Genomic DNA, 25,099 nt, shown 5'->3' with positions numbered 1-25,099 from the left:
GAGTTGACAGCCGGGTCCGGTCAGTCCGTCTCGATCGCGTCGGCCGGGGGCCCGGTGTCCGCCCCGCGCTCTTCGATGACGGCCTGCTTCCAGGTCCCGCGAGTGAACCAGAGGACGGCGACGATCCCGCCGATGATGTCGCCGGCGGCGAACCCGATCCAGATCCCTAGCTCACCCAGGAACCCGGGGTTGACCGCCAGCAGATACACTAGCGGGACGCGGCCGAGCCACAGCGCGATGATCGAGAGGACCATCGCCGTCCGGGTGTTGCCCGCGCCGCGGAACGCCCCGAGGATGACCTGGAAGACGCCCATAAAGCCGAACTCGACGGCCCTGACCTGGAGATACGTCGCGGCGAACGCAAGCGTGATCGCCGCCTCCTCGGTGCCCGTCCCCAGGAAGACGCCGACGATCGCCTCGGGGAAGACGAAGGCCACGACCGCCGCGATCAGGAGGACGGCGACGGCGGCCTTCGCGGCGACCCAGGTGGCCCGCTCGGCACGGTCGGGCTTTTCGGCCCCGAGGTTCTGGCCGACCATCGTGTTGGTCGCCCGGCCCAGCCCCATCGACGGGAGGAAGACGATGGTCCCGATCCGGTTGGTCAGGCCGTAGGCCGCCACGACCGCGGGTGAGAACATCGATACCATCGCGGTCATCGTGATCTGGCCCAGCGCCGCCGCCGACTGCTCGGCCGTCGTCGGGAGGCCGAGGTCGACGATCTTCCGGATGACGTCGAGATCAGGACGAAGGTGGTGGACCCGGACGTCGGGGCCGTATCCGCCAAAGAACAGCAGGCCGATGCCGACGACCGCTGCCAGCCCACGCGAGGAGATGGTGGCGATGGCGGCCCCCTGGATCCCGAACCCGCCGAAGGCAGTCATCTCGGCCAGCCTCGCGCCGATCACGTCGAGTCCCGGCGGCGCGAACAGCGGGTTGCCGGCGAACCCGAAGATGAGGATCGGGTCGATCACCAGGTTGAGCCCGACGCTGCCGGCCATGACGTACATCGGCGTCTTCGTGTCGCCGTACCCGCGCATGACCGTCGAGAAGACGAAAAACGTGAACAGGAACGGCAATCCCAGGTAGAAGACCTCCATGTAGTCGTTGGCCATCGGGATGATCCGCTCGGAAGTGCCCGCACTCGAGGGCAACAGCGCGAGCAGATGGTCCGAGAGCAGAAAGCCGAGGATGCCGAGGACGACGGCCATCCCGATGACGAAGGTGAGCTGGTTCCCCGTGACCTTGCCCGCCGAGCCCTCGCTGTCCGCGCCGGTGTACTGCGCAACCAGGATCGCGCCCGCGGAGTTGAACCCGCCGGCGATCGAAATGAACAGGAACACCAGCGGCCACGCGATACTCAATGCTCCGACCGCGTCGGCCGAAAAGTGCCCCAGCCAGATGGTATCCGTCACGTTGTACGCGACGTTCAGCAACTGAAAGACCACCAGCGGCCACGCGATGTCGAGCATGGGGCGGAGTAGTCCCCCTTCCGTCACGTTCGTCTGCGGCCCGGAATCGTCCACGAAGAAATAGTTCAACTGTCGTGGTCTAAATACCCTTCGATACCGTTCCCACCGGGGGTTTCGGTGTCCGTGATGGCCGGGTCAGCTGTCAGCAGTGAAGTGGTCACGATCCGGCCAGGATTCGACCGCACCGGCTGCCCCGAGCAGCGTTCGCTGGGCGGCGACGTTGAACTGCCCGAAGAGTGAGTCCGGCGATCGGCCGTTGAACAAGCCGACGAGCGTCCGACCCGACCCTCGGTCGTGAGCCAGGAACGCGTAACTGCCGGGGAGGGACCCGTTGTGCCAGAGGAGCGGCCCGCCTTCTCCTGGAGTGACATACCATCCCTGGCCGTAGTACTGGCTGGCTCCCGCCCAGCGACTTACGTCCGGCCGGGCGAGCATCGTCGCTTTCGTCTCGGCGCTCAGCACGTCCGGCACACCCTCCAGTCCGTCGATACCGCGGACGAACCGCAGGAGGTCAGGGGCGGAACCGACCCATCCGCCGTTTGCGTCCAGGGCCTCGTTCAACACACCAGCGCCATACGGACGCGGAACGGTCCCCTCGCCCGAAAACGGGGACTCGGTCGTGCCGTGACTCCGGTAGCGGACTTGCCCTTCCCGCAGATTCTCCTTCCGGGTCGCGCCGATCGCCATGTCGCCCGCACCGAGCGAGGAGAGGATCGCCCCACGCACGTGGCGCTCGTACTGCTTCCCCGTCACGGCTTCGATGATTCGGCCCAGGATGCAATACCCGACGTTCGAGTACTCGAAGGTCGTCCCGGGGTCCGCGCCGAGTTCCTGACTCAGCATGAACTCGACCGTCGTCTCGGCGCTGGCTGGTGGTTCGGTCTCTTGGGCTTTGGCCACCTGGATCGGTGCGAAGACCGGATCGAAGCCGACGGGCTCCGTGCTCCAACCGGCCGTGTGTGTCAGCAGCTGTCGGACCGTGATCGCTTCGACGCGTGGGTCCACCGGTCCGTCTTCGGGGACCAGTTCAGCGAGAATCTCGACGGCCCGATCGTCGAGTGATAGCTCTCCCTTCTCGACGAGATCAAGCACGGACACGGCAGTGATCGGCTTCGAGAGGCTTCCGAGACGGAACAGGGCGTCCGGATGGACCGCGTCGTCGCTGTCAGGACCGACCGTCCCGTATCCGCGGGTAAACACGAGTCGCTCCCCGTCCATCACCGCCACTGTCGCCCCTGGAATCCCCCACTGTTCCAGAAAGCCCGGAAGCACGTCGTCGAAGGCCTCGACGCCACCCGGCCGGCCAGTCATCGGGAAGTCGTCCGCCGATTCGGTCGTCTTGGTCGGCGGCTCCGTGGTCGATCCCGTCGCCCGCGGTGTCCGACTCCGCGTCCCGGTGCTCGTTTCGGTTGACGCTCGGGTGTTCGTTTCGGTCGTGGTTGGCGTGGGATCCTCGCTCGTACAGCCGGCGAGTCCACTGGCGGCCGCACCGAGACTCGCGAGCAACGACCGTCTGGAGGGCGTACGCATAGGGAGTCCGTGCTCCCGAGAGCCCAATCAACGTTTGGGCTGCGGCAGTGGTCAGTTCGTCACACGCTTTGTCGCGTCCGCTACTCCTCATAGCTGTCCCGGACCGCCATACAATCAGTTCGCCGCCGCATCGTCCTCAGTGGATGGTGCTTGTACGCCACTGAAACTCACCACGCAGCGTCGGATCGGACGACCGGCTCCTCGCTCAGGACTGAGACACGGCGGCAAAAAAGGGGAACCGACGGTCGTTACTGGAGGTTGACGGTGACTTCGCCGTCGAAGTCGAGCAGCACGGACTGGACCGTATCACCGAACAGCGCCTTCCCGGTCGGCGAGCGCTTTCGGCCCGACAGGAAGATGTGCTCACATTCGAACTTCTCGGCGGCCTCGATGACTTTCGAGGCGCGGTCGCCTTCGCCGGCGACCGCCCCGACGGTCTCGTATTCAAACTCGGTCCCATCGAAGACCGCCTCGATGGTTTCGTTCAGCGAGTTGTGAACTGTTTTCAGGATGTCCGAATCGGTGTAGGACGTGTTCTCGACCTCGCCGATCGTATCGAGGGTTTCCCGGGCCTCGTCGAACTCCTCGGGGTCAAGCGTCCCAAAGAGGTACAGTTTCGCACCGACCCCTTCCGCGATCTCGCCCGCTTTCCGGAGTAACTCGTCACTCGCTTCAGTGTCGTCGACGACGACAAGTGCTCGTTCCATATATGCGTCATCGCACAAAATACACTAAAGTGTTGCCCTCGCCGCATCTGTCTCGGCGAACCGAAGCCCCTTCGGTCGACGACCGACCGCTCCGCTCGGGCGAAAACCGCGTGGTTTGCCCGCGCCCGCTCAGGATTCGAGGATGTAGCGGTTGAGGACCGACTTGAGTTTCTCCTGACGACCCGACTCCAGTTCGATACCGTCGTTGTCCAGCGCGTAGTCGGCGAGCGCTTCGAAGTCCGTCGACTCGGCGGCGATCTCGGCACCGATTCCTTCGTCGTAGCCGTACCGGTCGTCGATGACCTCCTCGAAGACGCCGTCCTCGCGGAGTTCGTGGGCGACTTCGAGCCCGCGGGCGAAGGTGTCCATGCCGACGACGTGGCCATAGAAGAGGTCGACCGGCTCGAAGGATTCGCGTCGGACCTTCGCGTCGAAGTTGAGGCCGCCTGGCGCGAGCCCGTCGTTCTCCAGAATCTCGTACATCGCCAGGGTCGTCATGTAGACGTCGGTCGGGAACTCGTCGGTGTCCCAGCCGATGAGTTTGTCGCCCTGGTTGGCGTCGACGCTGCCCAGCGCGTCGTTGATCCGGGCGTACTGGAGTTCGTGCCGGAAGGTGTGGCCGGCGAGGGTCGCGTGGTTGGCTTCCAGATTGAGGCTGAAGCGGTCCTCCAGGCCGTGCTCACGCAGGAACGCCATGACGTTCGCGGCGTCGAAGTCGTACTGGTGTTTCGTGGGTTCCTTGGGTTTGGGCTCGATGAGCAACTGGCCGTCGAAGCCGATGTCGTCGGCGTAGTCGGCCGCCATCCGGAAGAACCGGCCCATGTTGTCCAGTTCCCGGCCCATGTCGCTGTTCAGCAGCGTCTTGTAGCCCTCCCGGCCGCCCCAGAAGACGAAGTTCTCGCCGCCGAGGCGCTCGGTGACTTCCATCGCTTTCTTGACCTGCCCGGCCGCGTGGGCGAAGACATCGGGGTTCGGTGAGGTCGCCGCGCCGTGCATGAACTTCTCCTCCATGAACAGCTGGGAGGTGCCCCACAGCAGCTCGACCCCCGTCTCGTCCATCTTCTCCTCGACGTGATCGACGATCTCGTCGAGATTTTGGTTGGACTCGGCCAGATCCTCGCCCTTGGGGGCGATGTCTCGATCGTGGAAACAGAAGTACGGGACGCCGAGTTTCTCGAAGAACTCGAAGGCGGCGTCGACCCGGGCGTGGGCCTTCTCCATGGGATCGTCGATATCGTCCCACGGCCGCTGCATCGTCCCCGTGCCGAACGGGTCGGACCCGTCCTCGGTGAGGGTGTGCCAGTAGGCCACCGAGAATCGCAGGTGCTCCGCCATCGTTTTTTCGCCGATTTCTCGATCCGGTTCATAATAGCTAAAGGAAAGCGGGTCTTCCGAGCCCGGTCCCTCGTACGTAATCTCGTCGATTTCTGGGAAGTATTCGCTCATGATATCACCTGTGTCGTAGGACAGACACGCTAAAAATGCGCTCAGTAACCACTTGAAGATTGCGGTACTCCTCGGCTGCTGGCTGTCTGACCGTGTTCTGTGAGCGATCGCCGAGCGTATCTGTCACGATAGTGCCTTCGGGGCCATCCTGAACCCATGACCGGCTGGGAGAGGACTCTTGCCGTGTTTCTGGGCATGAATCCTCACATACTGAATTCGCCCCCGACTCTTTTTTATCGGTGGCCCGGAACCCGAAGCTATCGATACCGATAACGGAACTGTTGTCGAGAAATAAAAACAATGAATACGACTGGCATAATCGATACACAACAGGTCGCTTTTGACAAACTATGAGTAACGATCCAGACATCGAAGCAAACGGTGACGAACCGGAGAGTGGTGCGATAGGCCGCATCCTGGCGACGGTCGTTCCTGACGTCATCAGGAAGCGGTTCGCACTCAAATTTGCCCTGGTTCTCGTCATCATGGGCCTGATTCTTGCGGGAATCGGGTTCACGGCAACGGGGGCATTGGCTGATCAAGTCGAAGACGACACGCGGGCGGAGTACGAGCGTCTCGCCTCACAGCAGGCGTCGATCGTCGAGCAATGGATTCAACGCAACGCTGTGACAGTCGATCTCGCCTCGACCAACGACGGATTGGGGGCTGATAAGTCCGATACCGGGACGCTCAATCGACAGCTGGCCCGGCCGTTGTTCTCGGAGGTGTCCAACGGGTCACACGCGATCTACCTCCTCTCGCCGGACAACGGCACCGAGATCCTCGCCATGCAGTATACGGGTGACACCATCGAGGAAGTCAACCGGGGACTGCTCCAGTCACAGACCATCCCGGTCGCGGAGACAACCCATCCATGGCTGAGTAATCTTCAGGTGGGTATCGAGGACTATCCGCAGGTCCGGATGACCGAAGTGTATGATGTCTCGGGGGAGCCGGTCGTCGGCTTCATCAAACGCGTCGAACACAACGTCGCCAACCGATACCTCTACATGGAGTTCCGCGTTGGGGACCTGGCCAAGGCGATCGAGAGCCAGGGGCTGACCGAAGGCGACGCCAGCACCCACTTCTCGCAGGTAGTCAACGTCGACAATGCCGTGCAAGCTGACACCCGCACCAATGCGGACGGTGTGGAGTCGAACATTCTCGGGACCTACGGCAACGAGGAGACGATCCGGCGAGCGATGGCTGCACCCGCCGACGGCCAGCAGCGAACCAGTGGCGTCCGGATCATCGAGAACGATCCGGCCGTGCTGGATGAACCGTACGCTGTCGGGTACGCTTCCGTCGACGGTGAGGTGATCGACCCGCCGTGGACGATCGTCACACACGCCCCGACCAGCGATCTGTTCGGGTTCGTCCAGACCATCTCCCGGTGGGGTCAGATCGTCACTATCCTGGCAGCGATCATGATCGGTGGCGTTGGGGCGATCCTCGGCTACTCGACGGCGAGTTCCGTCGATCGCCTCCGGCGGAAGGCCGAGGAGATCGAGGAGGGGAACCTCGACGTCCCGATCCACTCGACGCGGATCGACTCGATCGGCCGGCTGTACGATGGCTTCGACAACATGCGGGATGCGCTCCGCGAGCAGATCAACGAGGCCGAACAGGCCCGCAAGGAGGCCGAGGTCTCCCGTGCCGAGGCCATGGAGATGAACGAGTATCTCCAGGAGAAAGCCGAGGAGTACAGCCAGACCATGGAACAGTGTGCGGCCGGCGACCTCACCGCTCGGATGGAGATCGACGGGGAGAACGAGGCGATGGACCGGATCGCCAGCGAGTTCAACGAGATGATCGACGAACTCGAAAAGACCACGGGCCAGCTCAAGAGCTTCGCCGATGAGGTCGAAGACGCCGGTGAGATCGTCCTCAACTCCTCGGACAGCGTCCAGGAAGCCTCAGAGCAAGTGGCCGACTCGGTCCAGCGGATCTCCGACGACGCCTACGAACAGCAGGAACGGCTCCAGGAGATCTCCAAGGAGATCGACGCTATCTCCGCGCGGCTGGACGAGTTCGCCGCCGAACACCCGGACATCGACTTCGAAGACCAACTTGCCCAGATCGACGAAGTCGCTCGGACGGTGGCCGAGGTCGTCGATCTCGCGGAAGAGACTCTCGAGGAGTCCGAGAGCGTCGCGGGTGCGGCCGAGGAACAGGCCGCGGAACTCAACGAGGTCTCACAGCGGGCCGATGACCTCATCCGCTACGCCGGGCCGCTGCACGACGTGCTCGATCGCTTCGAAACCCAGTCCGAACACGAGTTCTACTTCCCGACCGGTCCACGTGACGGGGAAGGTCCAGGGGAGTAAGGCTCGGCTGTAACCGATCGAATCGTTTTCGACGTGATGGTCTCGTTTTGACGCCCGTTTTCCCACGCCAAGCTCGTCGGCTGTGACCCGCTCTCTTCCCGAATTGTGATTCGCGCCGAAGTGCTCACCACGGTGAACAGCAACATTTAACCCTAGAAATAGCGAGTACACACACGTACAATGAGCCTTTTGATGGGACTCGATCTGGGGACGTCCGGCGTGAAGGTACTCGTCACCGATGCCGAGGGCGAGGTCGTCGCGACGGCGACCGAGGAGTACCCGCTCCATCACCCCGAAGTGGGATGGGCCGAGCAGGACCCCGCCGACTGGTGGGACGCAACGATCGACGCGATCAGCGGGGTCCTGGCCGAGCCGGCCGTCGATCCGGAAGACGTCGAGGCACTGGGACTCACCGGCCAGATGCACGGCTCGGTATTTCTCGACGACGAGGGTGAGGTCCTGCGCCCGGCGATCCTCTGGAACGACACGCGAACGTCGGCTCAGTGTGACGAGATCGAGGAGCGCGTCGGCGAGGATCGGATCATCGAACTCGCCTCGAACCCGCCGTTCGAGGGCTTCACTGCGCCGAAGATTCTCTGGGTGCAGGAGCACGAACCCGAGGTCTACGACCAGACCGAGACGATCCTGCTGCCGAAAGACTACATCCGGTACAAACTGACCGAGGCGTTCGCGACGGACGTCAGCGACGCCTCCGGGACGCTGCTGCTCGACGTCGGCGAGCGCGACTGGTCGCCCGAGATCCTCGACGAACTGGATATCTCGCGGGACCTCCTCCCCGAGGTCTACGAGTCGCCGGAAGTCACTGGCGCAATCACGGACGCCGTTGCCGAGCGGACGGGGCTGCCGGCTGGAACCCCTGTCGTTGCGGGAGCCGGCGACAACGCGGCCGGTGCCGTCGGCTCGGGCGTCGTCGGGGACGGCGACGTCTGGGGTTCGATCGGCACCTCGGGGGTCATCTTCGTCGCGACCGATGACGAGCGGACCGATCCCGAGGGACGGGTGCATACGTTCTGTCATGCCGTCCCCGACACGTGGCACGTCATGGGTGTGATGCTCTCGGCCGGCGGTGCGTTCAGCTGGTTCTCGGAGACGCTCGGCGGGCCCGAGGAGGTCGTCGCCGACCAACTCGGCAAAGATACCTTCGAGGTGCTGACCGACGAAGCCGCGACTGTCGATCCTGGTTCGGAAGGGCTCATCTTCCTGCCGTACCTCAACGGCGAGCGGACGCCACACCGCGACGCCGACGCCCGCGGTGCCTTCTTCGGGCTTTCGACCCGCCACGACAAATCCCACATTGTCCGGTCGGTGCTCGAGGGCGTCACCTACGGCCTGCGAGACTCCTTCCGGATCGTCCGTGACGACCTCGGTGTCGACACCGGGCAGCTGAAGGCGGCCGGCGGCGGCGCGAAGAGCCCGCTGTGGAAGCAGATCCAGGCTGACATCTTCGACGCGGAGATCCTGACGCCGAACGTCGACGAGGGGCCGGCCTACGGGTCGGCACTGCTGGCCGGCGTCGGCGCTGACGTCTACGACAGCGTCGCGGACGCAACCGAACAGGCGGTCGACATCGTCGACAGCGTCGAACCGATCGATCAGCACACTCGCGTCTACGACGAGTACTACGAGATCTACGAGTCGCTGTACCCCGCGCTGGAAGACTGCTTCGCAGCCAACAGCGCCGCGATCGAGTCCGCCCAGGATATCCTCGACGAAGCGTAACTGCCCTGTAGGACGCTGCTTTCTGGCATTTTCAACCCTCTTTCTGCGACCGTCCGGTCTCAGTCGAGAAACGCCCGAAGATCGGCTTTCGATCGAGCATTGAGTACGTTTGCGTCTTCCGCCCAACCGCGTCGGGCGGTGTGGACGCCAAAGCGCCGGTAATCGAGGGCTTCAGGTCGATGGGCGTCGGTGTCGATCGCGATCGTCGCCCCCGCGTCGATCGCCCGTTTGACCTGGCTCCCTTCGAGATCGAGCCGATGCGGGTTGGCGTTGACCTCCAGCGCCGTGTCGTTTTCGGCCGCCACCTCGGCCACGGCGGAAACGTCCACGTCGAGCCCGGGGCGGCGGTTGAGCTGTCGCCCCGTCGGATGACCGATCACGTCCACTGCGGGGTGGCGTGCGGCTTCGATCAGGCGGTCGGTTCCGTCGCCGTCGAGACCGGCGTGTGGCGAGGCGACGACCAGATCCAGCGTTTCGAGCACCTCGTCACCGACAGAGATTCTGCCGTCGGCATCGATATTTGCTTCGACACCGGCGAGGACGGTGATGTCGTCACGCGCCTCGTCGACCGCCGCGATCGCCTCGCGCTGCTCGCGGAGTTCGTCGTCCGAGAGCCCGACGCCGCCGACCATGCCCGGCCCGGTGGCGTGATCGGTGATGCAGACGTACTCATCGCCCCGTTCGGCGGCAGCCGCGGCCATCTCGTCGATCGTGTTGTTGCCGTCCGACCATTCCGTGTGGACGTGGAGGTCGCCGCGGATCTCGTCCGTCTCGATCAGCTCTGGTAGCTCACCCGCGTCTGCGGCCGCGATCTCACCACGGTTCTCACGTAACTCCGGCGGGATCCAGGGCAGATCGAGTGCGCCGTAGACCTCGGCCTCTGACTCGCCGGCGACGCGCTCGCCAGCCCGCTGATCGTCTACCTCCCCCTCCACAGCCGAAATATCGAAGACGCCGTACTCGTTGAGTTTGAGATCCCGATCGATCGCCCGGTTGCGCAGGTCGACGTTGTGGTCCTTGCTTCCGGTGAAGTACTGCAACGCCGCGCCGAATTCGGCTGGATCGACCACTCTGAGGTCGATCCGGACGCCCCCCGACCGGACGCTGGCCTTCTGGTCGCCGGCTTCGATCACCCGGTCGGTCCCCTCCCAGTCGGTGAATGCTTCGACCACGGCCGGACCCTCGGTGCTTGCGACCAGCGCATCCACATCGCCGATCGTCGGTTTCCAGCGGCGAAGCGACCCGCCGAGTTCACATTGCTGGACGGCCTCCACCGCTCGTAGGTACTCGCGCACGCGCTCGCCCCGCGGCCGGGCCTCGCCCAGCAACTGGCGTTCGTGGGCTTCTCTGGCGAAATCGATCCCATCGAGGATGTTCTGCTCTGTCTTCGCCCCGAACCCCGAGACGTTCTGGATCTCCCCCGCCTCGGCGGCCGCCTCCAGGTCGTCGAGGGTTTGGATTCCGAGTGCCTCATAGAGCGTGCCGACGGTCTTCGGCCCGACGCCCTCGACGCTCGTCAGCGCGTCCATCTCGACGGGGAGTTCCGCCCGCAGATCCTCGAGTTCCTCGATCGCGCCGGTCTCGACGTACTCGACGAGCTTGTCGGCGATCGCCTCGCCGACGCGGTCGATTTCCTGGACTGCCTCGACCCCGTCTTCGGCGAGATCGACCACGTCCCCGGGATATTCGGCGACGTTCTCGGCCGCCCGGCGATAGGCGCGTGGTTTGTATTCGACGTCTTTGGCGTCCAGCAGGTCGGCGAATTCCTCGAGACGAGCGGCGAGTTCGGCGTTTTCCGTCATGGGCCACCCCGCGCCCGCCGGTCGCCCGACTCGCCGTCTTTGCCCAGTGCCTGCTGGATGAAGCGCATCCAGCGCTTTCGATCGGCGGTCCTGGCGGCTTGCTTCTCAGCCTCGATGTCTTCGGATTCGAGGGATTCGAGCGCCTCCAGCGCCCGGTCGATCCCCACGATCGAATCGGCGAGGTCCTCGCCCTGTTCGTAACTCAGGTCACCCGATTCGAGCCGCTCGATCCGTCGATTCCGCTCCTGCCGGAGTTTGGTCTTGACAGCCTCGACCCGCTCGCGGTGGTCGGCCGGGATGGTCTCCTGGCGTCTGGTTTCGAAGACGAACGCCGAAAGATCGAGGGATTCGCCGTCGATCTCGATCGTGTCGGGGATCGTCGCGCCCACGGTCGCGCCCTCGCGCTCGACACGTTCGAGAAGCTGTTTGCGTTCGTACTCGTGCACGGCTGTTCGTCCGGGGCCGACGGACAAAAATCCCCGCTCGTGGCGGCTGGGACGTTCAGCTGGAGTCCCCGCGGATCGTCCGTAGCGTGGATCGCGGCCTCAGATCGAGTTGAATCGCCACCGCTGATTGTCGCCGCCGTGCCAGGGCCACTGCAGGACGTTTGCCCCGTCCTCGCTTGATGCGTTCTCGACGTCTGCCACCGAGCCGCTGTTCGCATTTTCCAGACGGTACGTGCCGTCGCCGTTGTCGATAGGATTCCAGTCCTGACAGGGGTGACCGGTGTCTCCGTACTGGCGGACGTTCGCGCCGTCGGCAGTGTCGGCATTCGCGACCTCCAGGAGCTTGCCGCTGTGTGCGTTCGTAATCCGATACGTGCCATCCCCGTTTTGGGTTACCTCCCAGTCCTGACAGGGATGGCCGGTGTCGCCGTACTGGCGAACGTTGGCCCCGTCGGCTGTCCCGGCGACGGCGACTTCCAGCAGCTTGCCGCTGTTAACGTTCGTGATTCGGTAGGTTCCCTCGTCGATGGCACCGCTGTCCGGGCCGTCGGTGCTGTCGGAGCCACCGCCGGTACCGTCGTCGCCACTGTCGGAACCACCGCTGTTGCCCCCGCCAACGCCACACGGGTATTCGCCGCTCGCCGGCATCGGGCTCTGGCTGCTCGGGGTGCCGTCACAGGCGACGACCGGCCAGTCATTCTCGTCCCACTGGAGCCGGTCGATCATCAGCTGGCGTTCCTCCAGGTCGCTGGTCGCTTCGACGTGATAGAGCATCCACCAGTCGCCGGCGTCGTCCTGAATCGCCGTGTTGTGGCCGGGGCCGATGAACTGGCCGGTGCCTTCGAGCACCGAGACGCCGCTGTGGTGTTCGTTCAGATCCCGCAGGTCGGTGCCGTTCTGGTTGTAGTACGGCCCGGTAAACGACTCTGCCCGGCCGACCTCGACGGCGTAGGTGCTGTCGGCACCGTCACAGCAGTCGCCGGTGGAGTAGAACAGATAGTAGTAGCCGTTCGCCTCGACGATCATCCCGCCTTCGCGCATGTTGCCCGCCAGGTGGAACGTCGTTCCCGGGACGTAATCGCGGCCGTCGCCGGTGAGTTCGACGCCGTGGATGCCGTACCAGCTCCCCCACACCATGTACGGCGTCCCGTCGACGACCCGAAACTCCGGGTCGATGCAGTTAGTCATCCCCAGGTCCTCGGCGCGGAACACCGGACCCTGATCGGTGAAGGGACCGTCGGGCGTCGGGGACGTTGCCAGCCCGATACCGGGATTGTTCTGACTCCCCCAGGTCGAGTAGGAGTAGTAGAGGTGGTACTGGCCGTTGTAGTCGTTGATGTCGGGCGCCCAGACGCCGGCGTCGGGGTCGTCCCGCCAGTCGGGGTGATCCGGTAGCGCGGCGCCGACGTACGACCAGTTCACGAGGTCGTTGGACGTGGCGATGGGGACGACGTCATTGGGCGTCTCCGTCCCGTAGACGTAATAGGTCCCGTCGTCGGCCTGGATTGCGGTGACATCCCCGAAGCCGATCGGACCCACTGGATTGTGATAGTGGTCCGGGCTATCGTCGGCCGTCACGGCACCCCCCAGAGCCAGGGTGCAGGCCCCGACTGCTCCCGCACCGATCGTTTTCAGGACGCGTCGCCGGCTCGGACATCGCCTCCCCTCGAGTTCGTCCATCGATCAGACTCCCTCGAAGGTCCAGCGCTGATTGTCGCCGCCGTGCCAGGGCCACTGCAGGACGTTCGCCCCGTCCTCGCTTGATGCACCGTCGACATCCGCGACCGAGCCACTATTGGCGTTCTCCAGACGGTACGTACTGTCGCCGTTGTCGATAACGTTCCAGTCTTGGCAGGGATGGCCGGTGTCCCCGTACTGTCGAACGTTCGCGCCGTCGCTGGTGTCGGCGTTGGCGACTTCCAGAAGCTTGCCGCTGTTTACGTTCGTGAGCCGGTAGGTCCTGTCCCCGTTGGCCGTCACGTTCCAGTGTTGACAGGGATGGCCGGTGTCCCCGTACTGCCGGATGTTGGCCCCGTCAGCCGTCTCGGCGTTGGCGACCTCTAGGAGTTTGCCACTGTTTAGGTTCGTGATCTGGTAGGTGCCGTCACTGATGGGGCCGGCACTGTCGCTGCCATTGTCCCCCCCACTGCCACTGTCCCCACCAGTACCACCGCCACTGTCTCCGCCAGTACCACCGCCACCGCAGTCCGTGTTCCCGCGGACCGTCGTGTTACCCGCGTAGGTTTCGATGGCTCCCGACCCGTTGTCACAGAAGGCGTTGTTGACGATCGCGTTCCCTTCGGTGTCGGGCCCGGTTTCGTAGACGCCATAGCCCGCGTTGTCCCGGATAGTCAGGTTCCGGACGGTGACGTTTCGGGTGTATGGATGTTGGTCACTGCTGCGGGAATCCAGCCGGATCCCAGCACTTCCCGTGTTGGTGATCGTGCCGCCGTCGATGACCGTCTCCCGGGTGTCCTGAATCAGGTTCCCGCCGTTGCCCTCAAGGGTGACGTCGTGGATCTCGATACCGCTGCTGCCCGACACTGTGAAGATGCCGCGTCCACAGTCAGTCGCGTCGACGCTGTTGACGGTGATGTTCGGCCCGGCGTCGTTCGCACACCGGAAGCCGGCGTAGCCGCCGCCCTGGTCACACCGCGTCGCGTCCACGAAATCGACCGTCGCGTTCGAGGTGTCGTTCAACAGCAGTCCACAACCGGAATCGATGTCCGTTGCCCTGACTGTCCCGATGTCGAGCCCGTCGACGCCGTAGGTCTCGACGGCGTGGGTCCCCGACCCGTTGATGTCGGCGCTGTTGAGCGTGACGTTCGTCGTGTCGGGCCCGTTCCGGCCGTCGATCCGGATGCCCAGCCCGCCCGAGAGGTCCATCGTGACGTCGTCGATGACCACGCCGTCGCAGTGAGAGATCCGGATTCCATAGCGTGGATTTCCCGTGACGTTGAACCGCTGGATCTCGACTTCCTCGGCGTTCTGTGCCCGAGCCGGGATGATCCACGGCTCCCCGGTGTCGTTGACGTCGATCGAGCCGGGGATGTCCAGAATGGTGTAACTCGGCAGATCCACTGCCCGGAGACCCGAGGCGGTGCCGGTGCTCCCCGTCGCGTCGACTCTGACCTTTTCCTTCGTCCTCCGACCGGGTGTAAGACTGTCGAGGGCGGCCTGGATCGCGTCGATGTAATCGTCCCCGGCATACACTTCCTGTCCACCGTTTTCCGCGATGAACTGACCGTTGGTGTCGTAGACGACTGCGTCGTGGTCGGCCCCGAGCGCGGTTCCGACCAGGCCGGAAACCAGCCCAGTCCCCGCCAGCGCGAGGGCACGGCGTCGCGTCGTCGCTCGCCCGCCCCTCGTATCGGTTGCTCCCCGTTCTGCGTTCCCGTTTCGCCCCCCGTCCGCGTTGCTATTCTGTGGCATCGCTTCACACGCACAATGCTGTTTGTCGCATTAAATTGTTTTCTTTTATGGATGTTATAGATACTAATTCGGGTGTGCCCGTTGGCCCTTGCCAGCCCAGGTGGTTCTACGGGATGGTGACTAGACAAATCGGCTTCCGAACTGCGGTTTGAGTGGGAGAGGACTGCAATCGGGGCAAGCACAATCTCTTTGCCGCAGGGTCCGTTACCCACCGGCAATGACGACCTGTGACGTGTGCGGCACGGAGATGAATATGCCGTATCACTGCAATCACTGCGGGGGAACGTTCTGCTCGGAACATCGCCTCCCGGAGAACCACGACTGTCCGGGACTGGACGACTGGGGTGACCCCGAAGGGGTCTTCGACAGCGGGTTCGACGACAGCGTCTCGGCGGGCAGCGATCCGAGTTCTTCGAAGAGTCTCCTCGATCGGATCGGGATCGACACGGGGCCCGGCGGCCCGCTGGCGTATTTCCGTGGGAATATGACGTACGTGTTCCTCGGGCTGATGTGGATTACCTTTCTCTTTCAGTTTCTCGTTGCCACCGTGGCGATTGGGACGCCCAACCTTCAGGTTGCAACGCTTTCTTCGGAGTTGTATCGATCGATTTTCGTCCTGGCTCCACAGCATCCCGAATACGTCTGGACGTGGTTCACGTCGGTACTTTCACACGGGGGATTCGCACACATTGCATTCAACAGTATCGTGATCTTCTTCTTTGGACGGCTAGTCGAGGACTACATCGGCTCGCGGGACTTCACGCTCCTGTTCCTCTCTAGCGGCGCGCTTGCCGGGCTTGGACAGGTCCTCATTCAACTCTATCAGGGGATACCGTCCGCAGCGGCGGTCGGGTACTTCCCTGGTGGAGTCGTCGGCGCGTCGGGTGCAGCCATCGCGATCATGGGCGTCTTGACCATCCTCAACCCCAGTCTCCGAGTGTACGTGTACTTCATTTTCCCCGTCCCGATCTGGCTGGTGACGATCGGCTTGGTCGCGATGAACGTCCTCGGGATGTTCGGTGCGGGCGGCCAGGGCGTTGCCAACGCCGCTCACCTGATCGGCCTCGCGATCGGGCTCGCCTACGGCCAGCACGTCCGCGATCGGATCCGGGTCCCGAACCAACTCCAACTCGGCGGCGGTCGCGGCCCCGGCGGCCCCGGCGGTCCGGGCGGCCCCGGCGGCCCGGGTGGCCGCGGGCCGTTCTGAGCAATGGACTCCGTTTGGCCCGAGTTCGTCCCCGATCCCTCGCTCTCCCGCGACGAGATGGAAGCCTTACAGCGCGAAATCGCCGACGTTGCCCTCTTCGAGGACGACTTCGCTTTCGATCCCTCGGCGATCGAATTCGATTCACCAGTCGATCTCGGGGACGATGATCAGCACCGACTCACCGGCGACAGCCCGATCGTCGCGGGCGTCGATCAGGCGTTTCTCGACGATGGCGATCGAGCCCTCAGCGCTGTCGTCGCCCTACAGGACGGGCGTGTCGTCGATCGGGCGTACGCGGTCGTCGACACCGAGATCCCCTACATTCCTGGATTGCTGAGTTTCCGCGAGGGCGGGGCGATCCTCGCGGCACTGTCGACTCTCGCCGTCGAACCTGACTTGCTCGTCGTCGACGGCAGCGGCCGCATTCACTTTCGGGAGGCGGGGCTGGCGACGCACATCGGCGTCATGGTGGACGTTCCTGCCATCGGCGTCGCCAAGAACCTCCTGTGTGGCACCCCTGCCGAGTCGATCCCCGACCGACTGCCGGAAGGCGCACGCATCCCGATCGAGGCCGACGAGACGGTCGAGACTGCTGAGCTCGGAACCGTCATCGGGCATGCCGTCCAGACGCGCCAGTACCAGTCGGGCTCGACGTCGATCAATCCGCTGTACGTCAGCCCCGGCCACCGCGTGAGCGCGGCGACGACCGCCGACCTCGTGAGTCAGTGTGCGGCCGGGTACAAACTGCCCGAGCCGACGCGGTTGGCCGACCGCGAGGCAGATCGGCTGAAACGCCAAGGCGGCGAGGCGTGACCACACGGTCGACAACTCCGAACCGCTGATTGGGGCGTGTTGACTTTAGCAGGGATCGCTTGCAACAGCCAGAAAGCCCCCGCGCTCTCAGCTGCCGCGACTCGCTGCGCTCCAGTGGGTGCTTGCGTCGTCGGGGCTTGCTGAGAGCGCGGCCCCTTTCAGTCCCACCCGAGACCGGTTGGTCAGCCGGCATGGGTGGACTGAAAGGGGCGAGCGGCTCCGGGAAGACGGCCGACGCTAGCACCGCAACGGAGTGAGGAGCGCAGCGAGGGCTTCGACCGGAGCCGCTCGGGGCTTTCCGGCTGTTCCCAACCACGACTCGTTCACCTAAACACCACCGCTGATCGACCGCCAGGGCTTACTTCTCGGCACTCCTCGCGGTCGGTATGGAAGACCACATCGCCCTCATCACCGGCTGTTCCTCGGGAATCGGCCGGGCGAGCGCCGAGCGATTCCTCGAAGAGGACTGGACGGTCTACGCGACCGCCCGTGACACCGACGATATTGCCGACCTCGCCGACGCCGGCGCGAAGACGGCCGCCCTGGACGTCACGAACGCCCGCGCTGTCGAGCGGGTCGTCGACCGGATCATCGACGAAGAAGGCCGGATCGACTGCCTGGTCAACAACGCGGGCACCGGTCAGTTCGGCCCGATCGAGGACGTCCCGACCGATGCCCTCGAGGACCAGTTCGACGTCAATCTCTACGGTCCGCACCGCCTGATCCGAGCGGTTCTGCCGCACATGCGCGAACAAGCGGAGGGGACGATCGTCAACGTCTCAAGCCTCCAGGGTCGGCTCGCCGTCCCTGGCATGGGAGCCTATGCGGCCTCGAAGTTCGCCCTGGAGGCGATGAGCGATTCGCTCCGGGCCGAGGTCGATTCCCACGGCGTCGACGTGGTCGTCGTCGAACCGGGCGTCGTCGAGACGTCGTTTGCCGACCGGACCGACGCGAGCCGCGAGCGTCTCGAACAGTCGGGCGCGTACGACGGGATCTACGAGGCCCAGGACGATCGCCGGGCGATCGAGTACGACGGCGTCTTCGGAATCCCACCGGCGGACGTCGCAACGGTGATCTACGACGCTGCGGCGATGACCGATCCCGATCCGCGCTACGCGGTGGGGAACGGCGCGAAACTGATCCTCGCGCTCCGGTACCTGCCCGATCACTGGCGCGACGCCGCCTTCGGCCTGTTCCAGCGCGTCGCGGGCCTCGGGCGATGATCGACGACCGCGATCGGCTGGCGGCGACGCCGGCCCACGACGTCGCCCTGTCTTGCATCGAGGCCGGGATCGAGGCTGCGACCCCGAAGGCGGTCCTCCGGGAGGCACTCTCGGTCGAGGGAGGCGTCCTGACCGTCGCTGGCAGCGAGTACGACCTCGGGGCCTACGACTCGGTGGTCGTCCTCGGCGGCGGGAAGGCCGCCGACGTAGTCACCCGCGAACTCGAACGTCACCTCGAAGACTACCTCGACCGTGGACTCGTCGTCTCGACGAAACCAGTTGCGACTGACACCGTCGAGACAGTCGCGGGAAGCCATCCGATCCCCGACACGGATAGTCTGGAGGGTGCCCGGCGGGTCTTCCAGCGGGCCAAGGGACTCGGCGAGGGAACGCTCGTTCTCGCGCCGATCACCGGCGGCGGGAGCGCGCTGCTGGCGTTGCCCGCCGGCGAGATCACGCTCGTCGACCTCCAGGCCACCACCGAGGAACTCGTCGAGAGCGGCGCGTCGATCCGCGAGATCAACGCCGTGCGCAAGCACTGCTCGGCGATCAAGGGCGGCGGGCTGGCCAGGGCAGCAGCCCCGGCGACAGTTGTCGGCCTCCTGTTCTCGGACGTCGTCGGCGACGACCCCGGCGTGATCGCCAGCGGGCCGACCGCACCCGACGCGACGACTTACGACGACGCCCTCGAAATCCTGGATCGCTACGACGTGGCTGTCCCCGCGGTGGTCCGCGAGCACCTCGAAGCCGGCGCGGCCGGCGAGCGCGCAGAGACTCCTGCCGGCGATTCAGACGTTCTCGGCCACGTCGACAACCACGTCCTCGCCGACGCCTGGACCGCACTCGCGGCGGCGCGGGACGCCGCGGCGAAAGCCGGCTACGAACCGCTGGTCCTCTCCTCGCGGATCCGTGGCGAGGCGACCGAGGCCGCGCTCTCGGGGCTCGCCATCGCCGAGGAGTGTGCGGCCACCGGGACTCCCGTCGAACCGCCAGCCGTCCTGCTGTCGGGCGGCGAGACCACGGTCACCGTCATGGGCAACGGCGACGGCGGTCCCAACCTGGAGTTCGCGCTCCGGGTCGCCGTCGAACAGCCCGAAACGGTGGTCTGCGCCAGCGTCGACACCGACGGCGCGGACGGCGGGACCGAGGTCGCGGGTGCGATCGTCGACGGCGAGATGCTCTCGAACCCCCAGCGCGGGCGGGCCGCACTGCTGGAAAACGACGCGCTACCGGCGCTCGAAGAGTCAGGTGCCGTGATCGAGACCGGGCCGACGGGGACGAATGTCAACGATCTGCGGGTGTTCGTGATCGAAGCGTAGATCGGCGAGGCACAGCCGTCGATAGCGGCCGACTCATCTTTCGTCGACGGATTGGTTCTCAAGTTCGTTTACTAGTTCTCGCCCCTCCACCACCGTCACCCTATCACCCACTCCCGAAGCGTCCAGGACGTCACCGATCGCCTGTTCAGCCAGTGTATCGCTCACTAGCACGGCCACGTGGTCTGACTCCTCTGTCGCGTACTGATATGCGAGTCCTGCGAGTACGGTATCCGCCTTCTCGATCTCGTCCTCCGTGACGTCGTCGTCCGACAGGCGATCCATCCGCGTTCGCGTGCGATCGACGACGTTGGAGACGTCCGGATTCGAGAAATCTACGATACCACGCTCGAGCCATCCGGCATTCTTAGCTGCCTGCAAGCGATCGCGCTGATAGACATATGCGTCCGGACTCTCGCCGAGTTCTTCGGCGACGTGGTCGGGGATCCGAACCTCGATGTTTTGGCGTGTCACGAACCGCTCGAAGGCCTGGTATTTCGCGTTCGACGGCCCGCCCATCGCGAAGAGCACGCTGCTGTCGATGACCGCGGTACTCCCGCGAGGAATCTGCTCCCCGGACATCACTCGCCAGTGTCCAGATACGGATCGTAGGCTTCGGCCGCCTCGACGACGTCCTGAAGCGCAGTGATCACGGTCATCCCCTCGACCGGATGGACATCGAGTTTGTTGGCGGCGGTGCGCTGGGTGAGGTCGCCGTCCATCACGCGCAGCGTGTAGTGCAACGCGGCGGCGAGTTTCGGGATCCCCTGGCGCTCGACGAACACGCGGATGTCCTCGGTGTCATGCTGTCGAGCGATCGCGTCGACGAGGACGGGCGTTACCACGACATCGCCGTGATCAGTCTCCATCGTCAGTCGGATCGGTTCGACCTCGATCGTCGTCGGCGTCGCCTCCTCGTGGCGAGTGAGGACGCCCATCTCCTCGAGTTCGCCCACATACTTGTAGGTCGTCGAGTGTGGCAACTCGAGATCGTCTTTGACGGTCTCTATCGCGACGGGGCCGTTCCGGAGCACGTAGACGTAGAGTCGCGCCAGTTTCGGCGTGTTGAGCAACTCCGCGTAAGTGAGAAGATTACCGACCGTCGCTTCCGGATCGGTAGCGTCGGCGAGGCGGTGCTCGGTTGACATCACTATCCATGTTCTATGTATAGCGTATTAAGGGTTCCGGGATAGCAGGTGAATGACTGAATCATCACAAGACATTGTTGGCAGTCGACGTCTGGTTTGCCGATCGCTCAGAAGTCGATGACCTGCTTGTCCGTCCAGAACAGTCCGCCTGGTGATCATTTCTTCGACGGCGAGACGCTCTCAAACCCACAGCGTGGGCGGGCGGCACTGCTGGAGAACGACGCGCTACCGGCGCTCGAGGAATCCGACGCGGTGATCGAGACTTGGCCGACGGGGACTAACGTCAACGATCTGCGGGTGTTCGTGATCGAGGCGTGACTCACCTCAAACGCTAAGTGGCTTGGCTCACATTGTACACATAATGAGCAGCGACAAGAAGCGCGTCCAGTTCAGAGCGCCACATCGACTCGTCGATCGGACGGATGCGCTCGCGGACGTTCTCGGCGAGGACCGGACGGACATTCTCGTGACGGCGCTCCGGGAGTACCTGCAGGACGCGACGCACGACGACGCGCTCACCCAGGAGATCGCGGCCGCCTACTACGACGACGAGATCTCTTTCGACCAGCTCAAAGCACTCGTCGGTGCCGAAGAGGCTGCGAACCTCCGGGTGTTGAAACAGCAACTCGATCAGGACTTCGTCGACGAGGTCGCGGACGCATAGATGTCGGTCCTCGTCGCCGATGCCTCCGCACTCGTCAGCCTCGGAATCGTGGCGAAAGCGGATCCCGATCCACTCGCGCTGTCACTGGATCGATACGCGGTCGTCGTCCCGACAGCCGTCGTCGACGAACTCCGAGAGATCGCCGCCTACGATGACGAGCACGGTCGGGCGGCTACGGCCGTCCTCGATCGGACTGGCGCGTTCGAGACGCAGTCGGTCGATCTTGACGCCGAGTTCCCGCTCGATGACGGCGAGAACGCCGCCGTCACGCTCGCGAACGACCTCGACGCGGCGCTGTTCCTCTGTGACGAGTTCAACCAGCTCGGGCTGATCCACGCGTCGCTCGCCGATACCCGGCTCGTGACGACCCCGACGCTGCTTTCGGTTCTCGTTCGGTCCGGGCAGCTATCGTCGACGGCTGCAGAGGGGCTCCTCGACGAGATCAGTGACGCCCGGAGCTGGGACGCCAATAGCTACGTCCAGCGCGCTCGCTCGCTGCTTGAAGAGCCATGACACAGACTCTGTCGTCTTCTTCGTCGCTTTCAACCACGAATCGAAGGGCAGACGACGGACCGTTTCCCGCTCGCTCAGAAGTCGATGACCTGCCTGTCTTTCCAGAAGAGGCCGCTCGGCGATCCCGGACCGAAGCGCGACAGCCAGATCGGCGTCTCGGCCCCTTTCTCGGGCTCGCGCGGGGCTTCCTCACCGCCGAGGTCGGTCGCCACCCAGCCGGGATCGACGGAATTGGCGATGAGTCCGTCTTCGCCGTACGTCTGATCTAGCGAGACCGTCAACGCGTTGATGCCGGCCTTCGAGATCCGATAGGCCGGCATTTCGGACTCGATCGGGTCGGCGAGGATGCCTACGCCGGAGGAGACGTTCACGATCCGTGGGGCGTCCGTCTCCAGCAAGTGCGGGAGCGCGTACTTGCTCAACAGCGACGGCCCGCGGAGGTTCACGTCCAGGATTCGATCGAAGTCCTCGCTGTCGATGTCTTCGATACCCGCTCCGGCCCCGCCGACGCCCGCGTTGTTGACGAGGACGTCCAACTGGCCGCCGGCGGTGACTACCTCCTCGACCGCGCTTTCGACCATGGATTCCGCTGTTACGTCGATCTCGACAGCCTCGACACCGTCCGGAAGGGCCGCCGTCGGATCACGGACGCCGCCGTAGACCGTCGCGTCGAGTTCGACGAGACCGCTGGCGATCTCGCGACCGATGCCCCGATTCGCTCCCGTCACGAGGGCAACCTGTCCATCAAGTGTTTCCAGCAGATTTGGCTCCATCGTTGGCAGTTGGTCGGGGGCCGGTTTGGATGTTGTCACTAGAGGTCACAGAGAAGCGGATCAAACGACGACGCGGCCAGCTACTCTTCGAGACAGGCAGAGACGACCCGCAGCAATTGCTCGCCGCGGACCTCGTCGGCGAACAGCGGCACCCGCCGGACGTCGTGGCCACGGAAGACGTCCTGGGAGCGCTGTAGTGCCTGCTGCTGGACGTCCCAGCGACGCTGGCAGAACTCACACGTCTCCAGGTTCGGCGAGACGTACCAGTCGGCGTCGACGTCAGCGACGTCAGCCAGATCCTCCATGACTCGGTTGACCACGATAGTGCCGACGGGAATGTCGAAGGCAGCGAGTCGCTCAAGGAGACGCTCGGACTCCATGACGCTCAACTCCTCGGGGACCATGACCACGCGGAAGTCCGTTTTCGCAGGGTCCTGGAGGATCGATCGGAGTCGTTCGATCCGCTCCCGGAGGACGCGCAGATCGTCGAGACCCTCCTCGATGTCCTCCTCGTCGGCGTCGCCGAACATCCCGGTGATCGTGCCCATCATTCCGCTCAGGCGCTCGCGGAACGAGAGGAGCTTCCCGACCATCGTGTCCATGACTTCGGGGAGTTCGAGCAGCCGGAGGGTGTGACCGGTGGGGGCCGTGTCGACCACGACCCGATCGAAGCGCTCGTCGTCGAGATACCGGATGAGCAGTCGAATTGCAGCCGCTTCGTCCGTGCCGGGCATCGCGTTGGTGAAGGGGTCCGTGACGTCCTCGCCAAGCAGATCCCCGAGACCGCCGAGGCCGCCGCCCTCCAGGCCCAGCGGGTCGTCACCCAGCGCAGCCTCGGGGTCGATCTCGGCGGCGTACAGCGGCATGTCCTCGCGGATCTGGGCCGGCTCGGCTGGGATGTCGGTCTCCAGTGTATCCGACAGCGAGTGGGCGGGGTCCGTCGAGACGACCAGCGTCGAGGTGCCGTCACGGGCGCTCGCGAGTGCCGTTGCCGCCGCCATCGTCGTCTTGCCGACGCCGCCTTTTCCACCGTAGAGGACGTACTCCGGCCCCTCGATCCCGCTCGGGACGACCGACTCGTCGATCTCCTCGACAGGCTCCACGTCGATATCGTTCATGGACGGTGTTTCCCGCCCGGCCTTACGAACTTCCCGGTCGTGGGACGCGCGTACGGGTCGACTTCGTCTGCTGTCCAGTACTCACCACCGTGAGTTCGACGCCTGAATTCGAGTATATACTCGGTCGCGCTTGGAGTATGATTCGGACGATCTCGATCGAACATCGGATCCGTGAGAACCTCGGCTCGATCCCGGACGAGCGCATGAGCGAGGTGGATACCGCACTCGAATACAGCCTGGGCCTCGTCGAGATTTGATCGATCGCACTGACTACGTGCCGTGAGATGGTATCGAACGGTGCATGAGTTGCTGCGGTGCAGTTTTGGTGAATCCGATCGGGATCGAGATGTACACGGACGGCACGGCATTCCGAGAGCGCTTCAGCGGTGTTCGTTCGGATCGTAATCCTCACCGGGTTCGATCGGCGTGTCCGACTGAACCTTGTACGTTCGGGCTTTTTGATGACGCTTGTAGAAGTACACAAGGGGAAACGGGAGCACAAGCAGCGTCAACAGGTATCGTTGTCGGGCGAACGTATACCCGACAAGCGCAGTGGCGAGGAGGATTGACAGGTGGCCGTACACCCAGAGACCGTGAGAGACGGATTCCCAGTCCCCGTACAGATACGCATAAAAGAACTCCTCGATCCATCTCGTCAGCTGGGGCATACCGAAAGACGATAGATCTACCATCTTAGGTGTGTTGGACGACTGAACGCAGCGATCGCCGACTCACCGCTCCGCCCAGAACCGATCGATCTGGTCGGGCAGGAACTCCGGACTCATCGTCACGAACTCCTCGCGCTCGGCCGGCGAGAGATACATGCAGGTAGACGTAGCTGACGAAGCTGTTAGCGCGAACGTGATTATTCAACAGAAGGTATTCATACTGAGTACTATATGGGTGAGTAATGCGTGATCACTTGCTGGGGGCGTTTTGCGCTTTCGCAGTGGTACTACTCGTGACTGGCTGTGTGGGGACTCCCGACGGGGAACATACGCACTCAGATCATCCAGTGTATCTCGAGAACCTTGGCAGCGAGAGCGCAACAATTGACATTACGGTTGTCCGAAACGCAACGGGCGAAACCGTTCACAATCAGCGTTATGAGGTTGACCCCGGCGAAGAGCAAGAGGTCTACAACACTGACAGAGCGTCCCCTACTGGCCTCGAGACCTTTGAAATCCGCTATACTGCACGTAATGAAACTAAGCAGGTGACCATTCAGACGAACCAATGTTTCGGAAGCGCTCATGTAGTGATTCAAGCGGACGGCACTCCCTCATCGTACTACACGACTTGCCGAGTGGATCTCTCGGCACTCACTGAAACCTAGCCCCCCTGTCTGTAACGATTCGATCACTGAGATTTGCGCAACAACCGGTGCAAGATATACGCCGTGTATCTCACACGACACTCTCGACC

General features: G+C 64.0%; 22 protein-coding genes and 1 pseudogene. 10 read left to right on the top strand and 13 right to left on the bottom strand.

Features of this window, described 5'->3' with window-relative positions:
• Positions 1-20 precede the first annotated feature (20 nt).
• The 4 genes from HBNXHr_RS10555 to xylA all read right to left on the bottom strand — a co-directional run bounded on the left by HBNXHr_RS10555 (position 21) and on the right by xylA (position 5,152).
• The gene (locus HBNXHr_RS10555; RefSeq protein WP_345893710.1) at positions 21-1,523 is read right to left on the bottom strand and encodes an MATE family efflux transporter; all 1,503 of its coding nucleotides are present in this window, start codon (positions 1,521-1,523) and stop codon (positions 21-23) included.
• A gap of 81 nt (positions 1,524-1,604) precedes the next feature.
• On the bottom strand, positions 1,605-2,999 hold the full coding sequence (locus HBNXHr_RS10550) for a serine hydrolase domain-containing protein (protein ID WP_275882089.1): 1,395 nt from the start codon (positions 2,997-2,999) through the stop codon (positions 1,605-1,607).
• Positions 3,000-3,247: 248 nt separating this feature from the next.
• Entirely contained in the window at positions 3,248-3,706 is a 459-nt protein-coding gene (locus tag HBNXHr_RS10545; RefSeq protein WP_275737175.1) for a universal stress protein, read from the bottom strand.
• A gap of 129 nt (positions 3,707-3,835) precedes the next feature.
• Positions 3,836-5,152 carry a xylose isomerase gene (gene xylA / locus HBNXHr_RS10540; RefSeq protein ID WP_275737174.1) on the bottom strand — a complete coding sequence of 439 codons (1,317 nt, stop codon included), beginning with the start codon at positions 5,150-5,152 and terminating at the stop codon, positions 3,836-3,838.
• Positions 5,153-5,502: 350 nt separating this feature from the next.
• On the opposite strand from xylA, the gene HBNXHr_RS10535 reads away from it, so the two are divergent.
• Positions 5,503-7,479 (top strand): methyl-accepting chemotaxis protein, encoded by a 1,977-nt coding sequence (locus HBNXHr_RS10535; protein ID WP_275882088.1) that lies wholly within the window; start codon positions 5,503-5,505, stop codon positions 7,477-7,479.
• A gap of 180 nt (positions 7,480-7,659) precedes the next feature.
• Entirely contained in the window at positions 7,660-9,219 is a 1,560-nt protein-coding gene (gene xylB / locus HBNXHr_RS10530; protein ID WP_275882087.1) for a xylulokinase, read from the top strand.
• Positions 9,220-9,278: 59 nt separating this feature from the next.
• On the opposite strand, the gene polX is transcribed toward xylB, so the two are convergent.
• The 4 genes from polX to HBNXHr_RS10510 all read right to left on the bottom strand — a co-directional run bounded on the left by polX (position 9,279) and on the right by HBNXHr_RS10510 (position 14,899).
• Positions 9,279-11,021, bottom strand: a complete 1,743-nt coding sequence (polX, locus tag HBNXHr_RS10525) for a DNA polymerase/3'-5' exonuclease PolX (protein WP_275882086.1) — start codon at positions 11,019-11,021, stop codon at positions 9,279-9,281.
• Positions 11,018-11,467, bottom strand: a complete 450-nt coding sequence (locus tag HBNXHr_RS10520) for a DUF5788 family protein (RefSeq protein WP_275882085.1) — start codon at positions 11,465-11,467, stop codon at positions 11,018-11,020. The genes polX and HBNXHr_RS10520 overlap by 4 nt, the downstream gene beginning before the upstream one ends.
• Before the next feature lie 99 nt (positions 11,468-11,566).
• The gene (locus HBNXHr_RS10515) at positions 11,567-13,147 is read right to left on the bottom strand and encodes a family 43 glycosylhydrolase (RefSeq protein WP_275882084.1); all 1,581 of its coding nucleotides are present in this window, start codon (positions 13,145-13,147) and stop codon (positions 11,567-11,569) included.
• A 3-nt stretch (positions 13,148-13,150) separates the two neighbouring features.
• The gene (locus tag HBNXHr_RS10510) at positions 13,151-14,899 is read right to left on the bottom strand and encodes an RICIN domain-containing protein (RefSeq protein WP_275882083.1); all 1,749 of its coding nucleotides are present in this window, start codon (positions 14,897-14,899) and stop codon (positions 13,151-13,153) included.
• Positions 14,900-15,116: 217 nt separating this feature from the next.
• Between HBNXHr_RS10510 and HBNXHr_RS10505 the strand changes: the two genes are divergently transcribed.
• The 4 genes from HBNXHr_RS10505 (at position 15,117) to HBNXHr_RS10490 (ending at position 19,461) form a co-directional block, all read left to right on the top strand.
• Positions 15,117-16,106 (top strand): rhomboid family intramembrane serine protease, encoded by a 990-nt coding sequence (locus HBNXHr_RS10505; protein ID WP_275882082.1) that lies wholly within the window; start codon positions 15,117-15,119, stop codon positions 16,104-16,106.
• Between the two features lie 3 nt (positions 16,107-16,109).
• Positions 16,110-16,919 (top strand): endonuclease V, encoded by an 810-nt coding sequence (locus HBNXHr_RS10500; RefSeq protein ID WP_275882081.1) that lies wholly within the window; start codon positions 16,110-16,112, stop codon positions 16,917-16,919.
• Positions 16,920-17,305: 386 nt separating this feature from the next.
• Positions 17,306-18,142 carry an SDR family oxidoreductase gene (locus HBNXHr_RS10495; protein ID WP_275882080.1) on the top strand — a complete coding sequence of 279 codons (837 nt, stop codon included), beginning with the start codon at positions 17,306-17,308 and terminating at the stop codon, positions 18,140-18,142.
• A complete protein-coding gene (locus HBNXHr_RS10490; protein WP_275882079.1) occupies positions 18,139-19,461 on the top strand; it encodes a DUF4147 domain-containing protein in 1,323 nt (440 codons plus the stop codon). Before HBNXHr_RS10495 ends, HBNXHr_RS10490 begins: the two co-directional genes overlap by 4 nt.
• A gap of 33 nt (positions 19,462-19,494) precedes the next feature.
• Here HBNXHr_RS10490 and HBNXHr_RS10485 read toward each other — a convergent pair whose 3' ends face one another.
• Both HBNXHr_RS10485 and HBNXHr_RS10480 read right to left on the bottom strand, forming a co-directional pair.
• A complete protein-coding gene (locus HBNXHr_RS10485; protein WP_275882078.1) occupies positions 19,495-20,040 on the bottom strand; it encodes a hypothetical protein in 546 nt (181 codons plus the stop codon).
• On the bottom strand, positions 20,040-20,606 hold the full coding sequence (locus HBNXHr_RS10480; protein ID WP_275882077.1) for a helix-turn-helix domain-containing protein: 567 nt from the start codon (positions 20,604-20,606) through the stop codon (positions 20,040-20,042). Before HBNXHr_RS10480 ends, HBNXHr_RS10485 begins: the two co-directional genes overlap by 1 nt.
• Positions 20,607-20,723: 117 nt before the next feature.
• Between HBNXHr_RS10480 and HBNXHr_RS10475 the strand changes: the two genes are divergently transcribed.
• From HBNXHr_RS10475 to HBNXHr_RS10465, 3 genes are read left to right on the top strand one after another with little or no spacing between them, the layout of a single operon-like run.
• Positions 20,724-20,924, top strand: coding sequence for a hypothetical protein (locus HBNXHr_RS10475; RefSeq protein WP_275882076.1), 201 nt, complete (start codon positions 20,724-20,726; stop codon positions 20,922-20,924).
• A 43-nt stretch (positions 20,925-20,967) separates the two neighbouring features.
• Positions 20,968-21,270 carry a hypothetical protein gene (locus HBNXHr_RS10470; RefSeq protein ID WP_275882075.1) on the top strand — a complete coding sequence of 101 codons (303 nt, stop codon included), beginning with the start codon at positions 20,968-20,970 and terminating at the stop codon, positions 21,268-21,270.
• Complete coding sequence (locus HBNXHr_RS10465) at positions 21,271-21,783, top strand: hypothetical protein (protein ID WP_275882074.1); 513 nt, start codon at positions 21,271-21,273, stop codon at positions 21,781-21,783.
• 74 nt (positions 21,784-21,857) lie between these two features.
• On the opposite strand, the gene HBNXHr_RS10460 is transcribed toward HBNXHr_RS10465, so the two are convergent.
• On the bottom strand, positions 21,858-22,556 hold the full coding sequence (locus HBNXHr_RS10460; RefSeq protein ID WP_275882073.1) for an SDR family NAD(P)-dependent oxidoreductase: 699 nt from the start codon (positions 22,554-22,556) through the stop codon (positions 21,858-21,860).
• A gap of 80 nt (positions 22,557-22,636) precedes the next feature.
• A complete protein-coding gene (locus HBNXHr_RS10455; protein WP_275882072.1) occupies positions 22,637-23,674 on the bottom strand; it encodes a TRC40/GET3/ArsA family transport-energizing ATPase in 1,038 nt (345 codons plus the stop codon).
• Positions 23,675-23,808: 134 nt separating this feature from the next.
• On the opposite strand from HBNXHr_RS10455, the pseudogene HBNXHr_RS14330 reads away from it, so the two are divergent.
• Positions 23,809-23,931, top strand: a pseudogene (locus HBNXHr_RS14330) (type II toxin-antitoxin system PemK/MazF family toxin); the annotation flags it as partial.
• Positions 23,932-24,054: 123 nt separating this feature from the next.
• Here the strand turns inward: HBNXHr_RS14330 and HBNXHr_RS10450 are convergent.
• Entirely contained in the window at positions 24,055-24,342 is a 288-nt protein-coding gene (locus HBNXHr_RS10450) for a hypothetical protein (protein WP_275737158.1), read from the bottom strand.
• Positions 24,343-25,099 lie beyond the last annotated feature (757 nt).

The organism is Halorhabdus sp. BNX81 (assembly GCF_029229925.1).
In the GTDB taxonomy this organism is placed as follows: domain Archaea; phylum Halobacteriota; class Halobacteria; order Halobacteriales; family Haloarculaceae; genus Halorhabdus.
Note: the sequence above shows the minus strand (reverse complement) of the source record. Positions and strands in the feature narration are given on the sequence as shown.